This is a genomic window from Ruegeria sp. HKCCD7181 (assembly GCF_057221055.1).
The window spans coordinates 616,789-628,571 of record NZ_JBWVBC010000002.1; the positions used below are offsets into that span (position 1 = coordinate 616,789).

Consider the following 11,783-nt stretch of genomic DNA (forward strand, 5'->3'; position numbering starts at 1 on the left):
GGGGCTCAGTCCGGCGATACTGGATCAATCAACTCTGGTCCGCTGGCCCGATTGGAATTCACATCCCGCCCGACACGGTGAAACGTCAGCACATCGTCGGGGCCGGGCCGCATCAAGCGCGCCGCCCCTTTGCCTGCCTCTCCCAGCCACAATGGCCAGTCCTCTGGTTCGAGTATCAGCGGCATGCGGTGATGGATCGTTCGGAGATGGGAATTGGCAGGCGTGGTCACGATTGCGCATGTACCCTGCCGCGCGGTTTCCGGCCCCCAGTCCTGCCATACCCCTGCAAACGCAATCGAGGCTCCGTCGCGTCTGTGGATGTACCACGGCAGTCGCTGTTCATCCTCGGTCTTGGTCCATTCGTAAAACCCGGTCGCCGCTATCAGACATCGACGTTCGCGGCACGCTGCCCGAAAGGCGGGTTTTTCCGCAAGCGTTTCTGCACGCGCATTGATAAGAAGTGGTCCGGCATTTTCCGCCTTGTACCAGTGCGGTAGGAACCCCCAGCGCAGAGAATCCAGCTTGCGCCCATTTTGATCCGAACGGACAACGTGGACCTGATTGGTCGGACAAACATTGTAATTCGGCACGTCAGGCAACGCATTGGCTGGGCGGGCGGCAAACAGCTGCGCCATCGCGTCATTCGGAAGAGTTATTGCAAACCGTCCGCACATCGGTAATGAACTTTCGACAATTGTTTCACACAGGCACAGGGTTCCACGCGGTCATATGGCACAACAAACAGCGACTTCCCTCAAGAGCAAAGCCCTCGGCGATCTGGATGCAGGCAAACTACCGCAGGCGCTGAAGAAAGCCCAGTTGGGTGTCAAAAAGTTCCCCAAGGATTCGGATTACCACGCCATCGCTGGTTTCGTCCTGACAGAGATGAAACGCTACAAACAGTCCATTCCGCATTTCGTCGAAGCCGCACGTATGAAACCGGATGATCCGCAATTTGTGGAAAACCTGGCCAACGCCCTGATGCAGACTGCCCAGATTCCACGTGCGCTGGCTTATGCCGAACAAAAACTGGAACAGTTTCCGGACAATAAGGAACTGGTCCGCGTCATCGACGAAATTCAGCTGAAAGGGCATAACTGGCGCATGATCATTGATTATGCGACGCAAAAGCTGGAGAGCGACCCAGACAACGCCAAGTTGCTGTCATCACGCAGCCGCGCCTATGCATCTATCGGGTTTGTCGAACGCAGTTCCAAGGACATTTCGCGCGCTTATGAACTGGAACCAGAAAGTACTGGTATCGCATTCAGAAAAGCGATTGATTTGCATCAGTCGGGTGACAAGAAGGGAAGTGCCGATATTCTTCAGAGCATTCTGGAAAGGGAACCTCTTCATCCTGCCACATTGTTGCAAATGTCCGACATGGCGCCTTCTGATAAGTTGGATGACCTAATGGATGCCATTGATGAGGCAATTTCCAAAAGTGACCATGTCAACTCTGTTCTGGAATTTGCCAAGGCGCAGCTGATCTCCAAGCGCGATGGCCTAGAGGCCGCAATGCCACTATTCAACATTGCCAATACATCGCAGCATGAAACAAACCCCTATGACTTTGGAGCGGAAGAGAGGAACCTTCAGAAGGTCTGCGACCTGTTCCCGGACGGTTCGTCAGCTGTTACATCCGGTCTATCCGAAGAGCCGTCGCCAGTTTTCGTAATTGGCCAACCTCGCTCAGGCACCACTTTGATGGAAATGATGCTGAGTTCAGCGCCTAATATCGCAGGGTGCGGTGAATTGAAGATTGGCGCAGATCTGTCGCACCACTTTGTCGAAGAAGAGAAGACATTCGACGCAGCTGCTGCCAAGGAATTCGCGCGGGAATTCAGAGAGCTTATGCCGCCGATCCCTGAAAGCTCAACGGCATTTGTCGACAAAATGCCCCACAACTACCAAAGGGTTGGATTCCTATTGACGGCATTCCCGAATGCCAAAGTGATCAACATGATGCGCGATCCGCGCGATGTCGGTTTGTCGAAATGGATCAGGCGGTTCCCGGCTCCGGGTTTGCGCTACGCGTCGAACCTGGAGGCGATCGCGCATTCTGCCAATATGTACCGTAAATACATGGCGCATTGGGATCGGGTGTTTGGCGACCGTATTCTGACTGTCCCCTACGAAGAACTGGTCGCAGACCCTGATACATACAGCCGTAAGGTTGCCGAATTCTGTGGAATTGCGTGGCACGAGCGGATGCTGCGTCCGGAAGAAAACACCAAGCAGGTTCTAACAGCGAGCATCGATCAGGTGCGCAACAAAATCTCCACCAAATCCATCGGTGGATGGCGCAAAGTTGCAGATCAAATCCAACCGATGCTGAACGGTTTCGACGCAGAACTCTGGCCGGAATACGATTTCAGCTGACAACCAGAACGAAAAAAGGCCGCCTTGGAAAGGCGGCCTATGCTATTGTGTCCAAGCTATTATTTCTGCTTGATCCGCCCATCCAGGTAAGGCTGGTAAGGCGCATTTTCTGCCAGATACTCCGCTGTTACATCCGCCAGATCAGGGCCAAAATCATAAGCGTTCTTGTCGTCGCCCGAGAACATCTTGTAGCCGTCCCCGCCATTGCGAACGTAATTGTTGGTCACAACCAGGTATGTGGCGGCTGGGTCAATTGGTTCGAATCCATCGCCACTGGCCACCATTATCTCGCTGACGCGGCCTTCGTTCGGTGCTACCGAAGGATCCCAGACAAAGGTCATGCCTGCGACCTGCGGGAACCGGCCTTTGACTTCTTCGACCTGACTGACACCATTTTCCAGCGCGTCAATGACGCCTTGACCGCTGATCTCGAAGGTTGAAAGTGTGTTCTGGAATGGCAGAACCGTTAGAACTTCCCCCATAGTCACGTCGCCCGGGTCAATCGAAGCACGCAAGCCACCCGAGTTGGCAATGGCAATCTGAACGCCCTGATCGGCAACACGTGCCAGCATGGCGTCTGCTACCAGATTGCCCATCTGGCATTCCTGAATCCGGCAAATCGCACGGTCGCCTTCAATCGAGTCCGCCGCGCTGGCAACCACTTTGTTGCGGATTTCCTCGAGTGGCTGCGCCAGCTCAGCGATACGGTCCAGCGCTCCTTGGTCCTCGGCCACGGAATTGTCCATGATCAGAGGTTCACCTGATGCCTCAACGACATTGCCGTCATCATCAAAGGTTACGTTCAGTTCGCCGAGGAACTTGCCGTAGGCATAGGCTTGCACGATTTGCACGCCATTGACGACCGTGGGGTACGGGCCCGCAGCCTTGTCCGACTCGTTCGACAGATAGGTGTTGGAATGGCCGCCGACGATCACGTCTACTCCGGTCGTCTCTTGGGCCACACGTTGGTCGACGCCATAGCCCGAGTGGCTGAGTACGACGATCTTGTTCACGCCTTCACCGGTCAGCTTGTCCACCTCGGCCTGGACTGCCGGAGCCGGGTCCGAGAATGTGATGTTCGGACCGGGCGACGCCAGATCATGGGTGTCTTCGGGTGTCAGACCGATCAGGCCGATCTTTTCACCGCCCACTTCAATCACTGTGGATTTCTTGATCTTGTCAGTCAGCAGCTCTTCGTCGGTGATGTCGGCGTTCGACATCAGCACCGGAAAATCAACCGAGTCGATAAAGCCGCGCAGAACTTCCGGACCGTCGTCGAATTCGTGGTTGCCCACGGTCATCGCGTCATAGCCCAGCTTGTTCATGAACTCTGCCGCAACCTTCCCCTTATAGTAGGTGTAGAACAGCGACCCCTGGAACTGGTCCCCGCCATCCACCAGTATCGAGTTTTCAGCCCGACCGCGTGCCTCTTCCACCGCGGTCACCAGACGAGCCGAGCCACCAAAACACTTGCCCTCGGCATTATCTTCATCGCCACAGCCACTGTCGTATTTGTTGATCGGCTCAAAGCGGGAATGAAAATCATTGGTGTGCAGTATGGTCAGCTTGTATTCAGCGGCGGCCATGCCCGCAGTCAGGCCCAAGACGGCAACAGACGTCAGAAAACGGGTAAACATATGAGACTCCCTATTATTGATTGAGCAGATCGTGCGCCGAGGACAGCAAAGAGTCAAAGGGGGAAATCCGGCTTGATTCTACCCGCAGCGCGAGGCATCACGACCCCATGTTGATCTATAAGATTTTCCGGGCCGACGAATGGGCCACCCTGCAGGCCGAAGGTGCTACCGACGGCGCGCCAATTGATGTTTCAGACGGCTATGTCCATTTCTCGACTGCAGAACAGGCCGCTGAAACCGCAGCCAAACATTTCTCCGGGGTTGAAGGGCTAACCCTTCTGGCTTGTGACGCGAATGCAATGGGTGACGATCTGAAATGGGAAGTGTCACGTGGCGGCGCGTTGTTTCCGCATCTCTATCGCCAACTACGGATGTCGGATGTGATCTGGTCGCGCGCCCTTCCCTTTGATGGCACCGCACATCAGTTCCCAAAGGAGATGGAATGACAGCTTTCGTCGATCCGGAACGGTCCCAATTCGAAGCATTCAAAGCACTGGACCGGGACCATCCGATCGAGATGCTGAATCTTGTCCGGTTTCGCGAATTCGCTGTTTACCCTGACGGCCACGAACTGGCTGACGCAGGGCTGAGCGGTGCCGAAGCCTATCGCCGCTATGGGGCCGAAACGTCTCCGGTAATCTCTCGCCTGGGCGCATCGATCCTATGGCGCGGAACGTATCAGACCATGCTGATCGGGCCTGAAAACGAAGAGTGGGATGAAGTCTTTATTGCACGCTACCCCACCGCCCACGCTTTTCTAAAGATGGTGACTGACGCCGATTACCAAAAGGCAGTTGTTCACAGGCAGGCTGCGGTTCAAACCTCACGGCTGATCCGCTGCTCCCCCGCAACAAGTGGAACCACATTCGGATGAAACTAACTGAGAAACTGGGGCTTGCTGCCCTTCACAAACTGGACCCGGAAGCTGCCCACGGGCTTTCGATCAAAGCGTTGAAAGCTGGGCTTGCGCCCACACCCGGGCCGGTGACGTCTTCACGGCTAAGAACTAATGTTGCCGGGCTTGACCTGCCCAACCCCGTAGGATTGGCTGCCGGGTTTGACAAGAATGGCGAAGTTCTTGGTCCTCTGTCGCGCGCCGGGTTTGGATTTATCGAGGTTGGCGCTGTCACCCCGCGCCCACAACCGGGAAACCCGAAACCACGCCTGTTCCGTCTGTCCGAAGACAAGGCCGCCATAAACCGGTTCGGTTTTAACAATAAAGGGATGGAGGTTATGGCCTCGCGTCTGGCCAATCGCCCCAAAGATGCGGTGATCGGTCTGAACCTTGGTGCAAACAAGGACAGCGACGACCGGGCCGGGGATTTCGCCAAAGTGCTGGCCCATTGCGCACAGTATCTGGATTTCGCCACGGTCAATGTCTCGTCTCCCAACACCGAAAGGCTGCGCGATCTGCAAGGCAAAGACGCGCTTGGCGCGCTGCTGGCCGGAGTAATCGAAACGCGCAACGGGTTGCCTCGCCCACTGCCGGTTTTCCTGAAAATTGCACCGGACCTGACCGAATCCGAGCTTCAAGACATAGCTGAAGTCGCCCGTGAAAGCGGTGTGGACGCTGTGATCGCTACAAACACAACCCTGTCGCGAGATGGGTTGCAAAGCGTTCACAAGGATCAGGCAGGTGGCCTGTCAGGGGCGCCTCTGTTCGAAAAGTCCACACGCGTTCTTGCACAGCTCAGCCAAGTGATCGGCGATGACGTACCCCTGATTGGTGTAGGCGGGATCAGCACCGCCAAGCAGGCCTATGCCAAAATCTGCGCCGGGGCCTCGGCCGTTCAGTTCTACACTGCCATGGTTTATGGCGGTATATCTCTGGCCGCCGAGATTGCCGAAGGTCTGGACCAGTTGCTGGCCCGTGACGGCTTCGACACGGTCGCGCAGGCTGTGGGCAGCAAACGTGAGGAATGGTTATGATCGAATACTGGCACAATCCCCGCTGCTCCAAATCCCGGGCGGGGCTTGCGTTGCTAAAGGAAAAAGGTGCGCAGGTGAACGTGCGCAAATACCTTGAAGACGCGCCGTCTGCAGATGAGCTGCGTGCTGCGCTGGCACTTTTGGACCACTCGGCCATCGAAATGATGCGCACCGGAGAAAAGCGGTTCAAAGAGCTGCGCCTGACCAAAACGACAAGCGAAGAAGACCTGATAAGCGCCATGTCTGAAAACCCGATCCTGATCGAGCGTCCTTTGGCTATTTCTGGAAATAAGGCTGCGATAGGTCGCCCGCCCGAGACATTGCTGGATCTTCTCTAGGCGACCTGCGCTTCGAGCCGAGGATAGCGCCAGCCCATGGTCACGCCGCGCGTAATGTTCAGAACCATCAGCGTAGCCCAAAGCCCGTGATTGCCGAATGTCGGCACCAGAATGAACAGAGCGACCACATAAATCGCAACCGACTGGATCATGGCGTTGCGCATGGCGCGGGTCCAAGTCGCGCCGATGTAAATCCCGTCGAACATCCAGCTGGCCACACCAATCGCTGGCGCAATTGCAGCCCAGAACAGGTACTCGCGCCCTGCCGCGCGGACCTCGGGCGATGTCGACATCACATCGATCAGCGCAGGTCCGGTCAGAAAGAACACGAGGCCCAGCGCGAAGGCTCCGCCAACGCCCCATTGCGAGGCCATTATTGACGCTCGACGCACTTTATGGCGGTCCCGGGCGCCAACTGCTCCGCCCACCAGCGCCTCGGCCGAAAACGCAAACCCATCCAGTGCGAAAGCCGTAATCTCAAGAAACTGTAGCAACACCTGATTGGCCGCAAGATTCACATCTCCCAGATCCGAACCTACGAACAGAAACGTGGTGAAAGCACCGGTCAGCAGGACCGAACGCACCATGATGTCCCCATTGACCTGCATCATCCGACGCAACCGAGCGGCGTCGAAAATGCGTGGCCAGTCTTTCCACTGGTTTCCAGAAAACGCCTCTCGACATAGCCAAAGTCCCAGTGCCAACCCGGTCCATTCAGCGATCAGCGTCGCGATGGCAACGCCTTCGACACCCCAACCAAGCCCCAGAACGAACCATAAATCCAACAGGATGTTCAGGCCGTTCATCCACACCTGCAGGACAAATACGCCGCGCGTCTTTTCTATCGCGATCAGCCAACCGGTTACGGCGTAAAGCGCAATCGTTGCCGGGGCGCCCCAAATGCGGATCTCCAGATAATCCCGCGTCAGTGCCTCGACCTCAGGGCTGGCTGGAGACAGCGCAAAGGCCCCCCAGAACAAACCGACCTGTGTGAGCACAAACACCATTCCGGCTGCAGTCCCCAACAGCAGGCCACGCATCAACAGTGCACCTGTCTCTGCGGTATCCCCTGCCCCGCGCGCCTGAGCCGCGAGCCCGGTTGTACCCATACGCAAAAAGCCGAAGATCCAGTAGATCGCCGACAGGATCACTGCCCCCATGCCAACGGCGCCAATTGGAGCCGCCTGCCCCAGCTGGCCGACCACGCCGGTATCCACCGCGCCGAGGATGGGCACTGTCGCGTTGGACAACACGATCGGCAGCGCAATTTTCAGAACGCGCCGATGCGTTATTGGCGCTGCCGAGCCCTGCACGGTTACTCTTTAATCGCCGGGGCTTGCGGCATCAGGAAATGACCGGTCCCCTGCGCGAATAGTTTCGCGTGATTATCCTGCCAGGCTTCGACCCGGACTGAAGCATAACGCCGCCCCGACCGATTGATAAACGCACGCGCATAAGCATCGCGCGGCAAGCCTGATCGTAGGTAGTCGACAGTAAAGTCAATTGTCTTGGGAAACCGAATATTCACATCAGTCAAAATGTCGTCGGCCCCGATTTCTCCGCTTTCGATGCGAGGGAACATGTTCTCCCAGCTCAACGTGATTACGGCTGTCACCTCAAGAAACGCGGCTGTAACACCGCCGTGCAGTGCGGGCAGGAACGGATTACCTATCAGTTTTTCATCGAAATTAAGAACACCGGTCAGCTCATCCCCGCGACGGTCAAAGCTGATGTTCAGGAACCGGATATATGGCACCCCTTTGACCAGCGCCGTCAGCGCCGCGTCACGGCGTTGTTTGACCACCTGCATGGGTTCAGGACGAGGACGCGCCATTTATACGCCCTCCACCGTGAATGCGCCGGAGGCCGTGGCCACCGGACGACCTGAATCCTCGTCAGTGGCCGTCGCCCGTACGAAAGCGACATTGCGAGTAATGTGATAGCAGGTGGCGCGGGTATGTATGCTCTGCCCCGGCGTTGCCGCCCGCATGTAGTCGATCCGCAGATCAATTGTGGCCGTGCCTCCCGGCGCCGAAGGATGGCTCATCACTGCCGCTCCGCAACACGTATCCAACATGGTCGAAACAGCCCCCCCATGTATCACCCCCGTTCTGGGATCACCGATCAGTTGTTCGTTGTAGGGCATGGAAAGTTCCGCCTCGCCCTCCCCGATGTGGGTCAGCTCAAGCCCCAGCGCCTTCGCATGCGGAATCGCTTCGATGAATTGCCGCGCCAGTACTGTCTTGTCGACCATGGGGTGGATCCTGTCCTCTTGCCTGCCCCTTTATGAGACTGCTTCCACGTAAAGGGCAAGCCCACCTGTTGCGCTTGCCGCACCGACGCCCTAGGTTGCTGCCGAGGAGATCAGGAATGTCCGGCAACCGTTTGTCATTCAAAGAGATGTGCGCCGAGTTCGATGTAACCCCGCGCACGCTGCGTTACTACGAATATATCGAATTGCTGCAGCCCGACCGCGAAGGTCGGTCTCGGTTTTATGGCCCGCGGGAATGCGCGCGCATGAAACTGATCCTACGAGGCCGGAAATTCGGATTCCAGCTGGAAGAGATTCGTCAGTGGCTTTTGATCTATGAAGATCAGGGCAATCAGGCGCAGATGGCTGCCTTTATCGAAATGGCCGACCGACAGATGGAGGAGTTGCGCCAGCAGCGCCAGCAATTGGACGAGGCGATGGACGCACTGCAGCAATTGCGAAACCAAACAATGGACCTGCTTGAATAGACTTCCCCGAGGGGCCAACCAAGGCCGCGTCTGCCCTATTTCTCAGGTATTATGTTATCGGGATTAGTCGCTCCGACCCTTTACGTTGGGTAAGAAAATTGCGTTTTACGCGACTTACGCGTTCGGATGTTACGTCAACCAATTTGTGACGCAGCGTCCGCATTACGTAAACGTCAATTGTATGTTGTAAAACGCTCATCGACTGCGCAACTCAATCAGTATGACGCAAGTGATGAGAGTTTGAACCATGACCGAAGATCTGATGACCATCCGCGAAATGTGCGAGTCCTATGACGTCACGCCGCGCACCTTGCGGTTTTACGAGGCCAAGGAGCTTTTGTTTCCGATCCGTGAGGGGCAAAAACGCCTGTTCACCAAACGGGACCGTGCACGTCTGAAACTGATCCTGCGCGGCAAGCGGTTTGGTTTCAGCCTCGAAGAAATCCGCCAGCTTCTGGATCTGTACCACGTGGGGGACCAGCAACTAACCCAGATGTCCCGCACCTTTGAGATCGCGTGCGAGCGTTTGGCAGATATGGAGGCCCGTCGCGAGGAACTGACACAGGCGATTGACGATCTGAAAGAGCAGTTGCGCTGGGGCGAAAAGGTCATTGCCTCGATGAAACAGGAAAAGAAGGCGGCCGAGTAAGATCGCACGCCCGTCCGGACATATGAAAAAAGGGAGATTCACATGCCCGTCTATAACGCGCCGACCAAAGATATGCAGTTCATTCTGCACGATGTACTGAAAGTCTCGGAATCGGATATTCCAGGGTACAGCGAGCTTGAGACCGAATTCACAGGCGCGGTTCTGGAAGAAGCGGGCAAGGTTGCCACCAACGTCCTGCATCCACTGAACGTGGTTGGAGACACCGAAGGCTGCCGTTTGGAAAACGGCGTGGTCTATACCCCCACTGGATTCAAAGATGCTTTCGAGCAGATGAAAGAAGGCGGCTGGACCGGTCTGGATATGCCCGAAGAATATGGTGGTCAGAACATGCCCTACGTTCTGGGCACTGCCGTGGGCGAGATGTTCTCGGCTTCCAATCAGGCATTCACTATGTATCAGGGCCTGACCCACGGCGCGGCCTCAGCCATTCTGGCGCATGGAACGGACGAGCAGAAAAATACCTATCTTCCCAACATGGTCAGCTGCGAATGGACCGGCACCATGAACCTGACCGAGCCGCATTGCGGTACGGATCTGGGTTTGATGCGCACCAAGGCGGAACCGCAAGGCAATGGCAGCTACAAGATTTCCGGTCAGAAGATCTTTATTTCGTCCGGAGATCACGACATGGCCGACAACATCATCCATCTGGTGCTGGCCAAAATCCCCGGTGGCCCTGAAGGCATCAAGGGTGTCTCGCTGTTCATCGTGCCCAAGTTCATCGTCAACGAAGACGGCTCGCTGGGTGAACGCAACGGCGTCTCGGTCGGAAAGATCGAAGCGAAGATGGGCATCCACGGCAATTCGACATGCGTCATGAACTATGACGAAGCCACCGGCTGGCTGCTGGGAGAAGAGCACAAGGGCATGCGCGCCATGTTCACCATGATGAACGAAGCGCGTCTGGGTGTCGGCATGCAGGGTCTGGCTCAAGCCGAAGCTGCATTTCAAAACGCATTGGAATACGCCAAGGAACGACTGCAGGGTCGTGATGTGACTGGAGTGAAGAACCCGGATGGCCCCGCCGACCCGCTGATCGTGCACCCGGACATCCGCCGCAACCTGATGGACCAGAAGAGCTTCACCGAAGGAGCACGCGCGTTCATCCTGTGGGGCGCATCGATGATCGACAAGGCGCACCGTTCGGGTGACAAGGATGCGGATGGTCTCATCTCGCTGCTGACCCCGGTCATCAAGGGTTTCCTGACGGACGAAGGCTATGACATGACCGTTCAGGCGCAGCAGGTTTATGGCGGTCACGGATACATCGAAGAATGGGGTATGTCTCAATATACCCGCGATGCCCGTATCGCGATGATCTACGAAGGTGCAAACGGCGTTCAGGCGCTGGATCTGGTGGGGCGCAAACTGGCGCAGGACGGCGGCAAGCACGTTATGGCGTTCTTCGAGATGGTCAAATCCTTCTGCAAAGAGAATGGCGGGCAGAACGAAGCCTATGACAAGGCCTTCATCGAACCATTGAAAACCGCATCCAAGGATCTGCAGGCTGCTGGAATGTACTTCATGCAGGAAGGCATGAAGAACCCCAACAACGCGCTGTCCGGGTCTTATGACTTCATGCACATGTTCGGCCATGTCTGCCTGGGCCTGATGTGGGCACAGATGGCCAAGGCTGCACAGGAAGCACTGGACGGCGGGGCATCGGACAAAGACTTCTATGAAACCAAGATCAATACTGGCCGCTTCTACATGGCGCGCCGTCTGCCTGCCACGGGCATGCATCTGGCGCGCATTCAAACCGGCGCGGACACAGTAATGGTACTGGACGCGGCGAATTTCTGAACTCACTCTGGTTCCGGGCTACATCGCCCGGAACCAGTTCACCGGAGGACCTAAATGCCGAAGCGCTTTCGCCTGACACGCCGCTTTCCCGTCGCGATGACCGAAGACGGGTATCGAAAACTCAAGGGTTTCGCGCGCGAGGCTGGCTTGGATGAAGGCGAAGCACTGTCCTTTCTGTTCGAAAATTTCAACAGCGTCATAGATGAGGAGAACCTGACCCACCGGCTACGCATCTTCAATTCCGAACTTGAGGCGCGAAAGCGCTAACCAATACTGCCATTCCTG

Annotated in this window: 14 protein-coding genes; 9 read left to right on the forward strand and 5 right to left on the reverse strand. The window is 56.4% G+C overall.

Annotation, left to right across the window (positions count from 1 at the left end; genetic code table 11):
- Positions 1-5: 5 nt before the first annotated feature.
- Positions 6-674: an SOS response-associated peptidase gene (locus tag AC2TCY_RS06595; protein WP_480846317.1), complete on the reverse strand. Its 669-nt coding sequence runs from the start codon at positions 672-674 to the stop codon at positions 6-8.
- Positions 675-729: 55 nt separating this feature from the next.
- Between AC2TCY_RS06595 and AC2TCY_RS06600 the strand changes: the two genes are divergently transcribed.
- Positions 730-2,382: a tetratricopeptide repeat-containing sulfotransferase family protein gene (locus AC2TCY_RS06600; protein WP_480846319.1), complete on the forward strand. Its 1,653-nt coding sequence runs from the start codon at positions 730-732 to the stop codon at positions 2,380-2,382.
- Positions 2,383-2,441: 59 nt separating this feature from the next.
- On the opposite strand, the gene AC2TCY_RS06605 is transcribed toward AC2TCY_RS06600, so the two are convergent.
- A complete protein-coding gene (locus AC2TCY_RS06605) occupies positions 2,442-4,019 on the reverse strand; it encodes a bifunctional metallophosphatase/5'-nucleotidase (protein WP_480846320.1) in 1,578 nt (525 codons plus the stop codon).
- Between the two features lie 107 nt (positions 4,020-4,126).
- Between AC2TCY_RS06605 and AC2TCY_RS06610 the strand changes: the two genes are divergently transcribed.
- The 4 genes from AC2TCY_RS06610 to arsC are packed head-to-tail and all read left to right on the forward strand — an operon-like array spanning position 4,127 to position 6,286.
- Positions 4,127-4,465, forward strand: a complete 339-nt coding sequence (locus AC2TCY_RS06610; RefSeq protein WP_480846322.1) for a DUF952 domain-containing protein — start codon at positions 4,127-4,129, stop codon at positions 4,463-4,465.
- On the forward strand, positions 4,462-4,893 hold the full coding sequence (locus tag AC2TCY_RS06615) for a DUF1330 domain-containing protein (protein ID WP_480846324.1): 432 nt from the start codon (positions 4,462-4,464) through the stop codon (positions 4,891-4,893). Before AC2TCY_RS06610 ends, AC2TCY_RS06615 begins: the two co-directional genes overlap by 4 nt.
- Positions 4,890-5,948, forward strand: a complete 1,059-nt coding sequence (locus AC2TCY_RS06620; protein WP_480846326.1) for a quinone-dependent dihydroorotate dehydrogenase — start codon at positions 4,890-4,892, stop codon at positions 5,946-5,948. The genes AC2TCY_RS06615 and AC2TCY_RS06620 overlap by 4 nt, the downstream gene beginning before the upstream one ends.
- Positions 5,945-6,286, forward strand: a complete 342-nt coding sequence (gene arsC, locus AC2TCY_RS06625; RefSeq protein ID WP_480846327.1) for an arsenate reductase (glutaredoxin) — start codon at positions 5,945-5,947, stop codon at positions 6,284-6,286. The genes AC2TCY_RS06620 and arsC overlap by 4 nt, the downstream gene beginning before the upstream one ends.
- Here the strand turns inward: arsC and AC2TCY_RS06630 are convergent.
- From AC2TCY_RS06630 to AC2TCY_RS06640, 3 genes are read right to left on the reverse strand one after another with little or no spacing between them, the layout of a single operon-like run.
- Positions 6,283-7,599, reverse strand: coding sequence for an MATE family efflux transporter (locus AC2TCY_RS06630; RefSeq protein WP_480846328.1), 1,317 nt, complete (start codon positions 7,597-7,599; stop codon positions 6,283-6,285). The two genes, arsC and AC2TCY_RS06630, sit on opposite strands and share 4 nt — an antisense overlap.
- Positions 7,600-7,601: 2 nt before the next feature.
- The gene (locus AC2TCY_RS06635) at positions 7,602-8,120 is read right to left on the reverse strand and encodes a PaaI family thioesterase (protein WP_480846329.1); all 519 of its coding nucleotides are present in this window, start codon (positions 8,118-8,120) and stop codon (positions 7,602-7,604) included.
- Positions 8,121-8,540, reverse strand: a complete 420-nt coding sequence (locus AC2TCY_RS06640) for a PaaI family thioesterase (protein ID WP_480846330.1) — start codon at positions 8,538-8,540, stop codon at positions 8,121-8,123. It abuts the gene before it with no gap.
- A gap of 116 nt (positions 8,541-8,656) precedes the next feature.
- Here AC2TCY_RS06640 and AC2TCY_RS06645 point away from each other — a divergent pair, with 116 nt between their 5' ends.
- From AC2TCY_RS06645 to AC2TCY_RS06660, 4 genes are all read left to right on the forward strand, one after another.
- Positions 8,657-9,025 (forward strand): MerR family transcriptional regulator, encoded by a 369-nt coding sequence (locus AC2TCY_RS06645; RefSeq protein ID WP_480846331.1) that lies wholly within the window; start codon positions 8,657-8,659, stop codon positions 9,023-9,025.
- Between the two features lie 247 nt (positions 9,026-9,272).
- On the forward strand, positions 9,273-9,674 hold the full coding sequence (locus tag AC2TCY_RS06650) for a MerR family transcriptional regulator (protein ID WP_480846332.1): 402 nt from the start codon (positions 9,273-9,275) through the stop codon (positions 9,672-9,674).
- Between the two features lie 42 nt (positions 9,675-9,716).
- Positions 9,717-11,498, forward strand: a complete 1,782-nt coding sequence (locus tag AC2TCY_RS06655; RefSeq protein ID WP_480846334.1) for an acyl-CoA dehydrogenase C-terminal domain-containing protein — start codon at positions 9,717-9,719, stop codon at positions 11,496-11,498.
- 54 nt (positions 11,499-11,552) lie between these two features.
- Complete coding sequence (locus tag AC2TCY_RS06660) at positions 11,553-11,765, forward strand: hypothetical protein (RefSeq protein WP_005981899.1); 213 nt, start codon at positions 11,553-11,555, stop codon at positions 11,763-11,765.
- Positions 11,766-11,783: the final 18 nt, after the last annotated feature.

What these genes read in the sequence shown, in the direction of transcription:
- AC2TCY_RS06635 (WP_480846329.1), bottom strand. Translation starts at nt 8,120, where the DNA reads ATGGCGCGTCCTCGTCCTGAACCCATGCAGGTGGTCAAACAACGCCGT.
- arsC (WP_480846327.1), top strand. Translation starts at nt 5,945, where the DNA reads ATGATCGAATACTGGCACAATCCCCGCTGCTCCAAATCCCGGGCGGGG.
- AC2TCY_RS06600 (WP_480846319.1), top strand. Translation starts at nt 730, where the DNA reads ATGGCACAACAAACAGCGACTTCCCTCAAGAGCAAAGCCCTCGGCGAT.
- AC2TCY_RS06660 (WP_005981899.1), top strand. Translation starts at nt 11,553, where the DNA reads ATGCCGAAGCGCTTTCGCCTGACACGCCGCTTTCCCGTCGCGATGACC.
- AC2TCY_RS06640 (WP_480846330.1), bottom strand. Translation starts at nt 8,540, where the DNA reads ATGGTCGACAAGACAGTACTGGCGCGGCAATTCATCGAAGCGATTCCG.
- AC2TCY_RS06605 (WP_480846320.1), bottom strand. Translation starts at nt 4,019, where the DNA reads ATGTTTACCCGTTTTCTGACGTCTGTTGCCGTCTTGGGCCTGACTGCG.
- AC2TCY_RS06650 (WP_480846332.1), top strand. Translation starts at nt 9,273, where the DNA reads ATGACCGAAGATCTGATGACCATCCGCGAAATGTGCGAGTCCTATGAC.
- AC2TCY_RS06655 (WP_480846334.1), top strand. Translation starts at nt 9,717, where the DNA reads ATGCCCGTCTATAACGCGCCGACCAAAGATATGCAGTTCATTCTGCAC.
- AC2TCY_RS06645 (WP_480846331.1), top strand. Translation starts at nt 8,657, where the DNA reads ATGTCCGGCAACCGTTTGTCATTCAAAGAGATGTGCGCCGAGTTCGAT.
- AC2TCY_RS06615 (WP_480846324.1), top strand. Translation starts at nt 4,462, where the DNA reads ATGACAGCTTTCGTCGATCCGGAACGGTCCCAATTCGAAGCATTCAAA.
- AC2TCY_RS06620 (WP_480846326.1), top strand. Translation starts at nt 4,890, where the DNA reads ATGAAACTAACTGAGAAACTGGGGCTTGCTGCCCTTCACAAACTGGAC.
- AC2TCY_RS06595 (WP_480846317.1), bottom strand. Translation starts at nt 674, where the DNA reads ATGTGCGGACGGTTTGCAATAACTCTTCCGAATGACGCGATGGCGCAG.
- AC2TCY_RS06610 (WP_480846322.1), top strand. Translation starts at nt 4,127, where the DNA reads ATGTTGATCTATAAGATTTTCCGGGCCGACGAATGGGCCACCCTGCAG.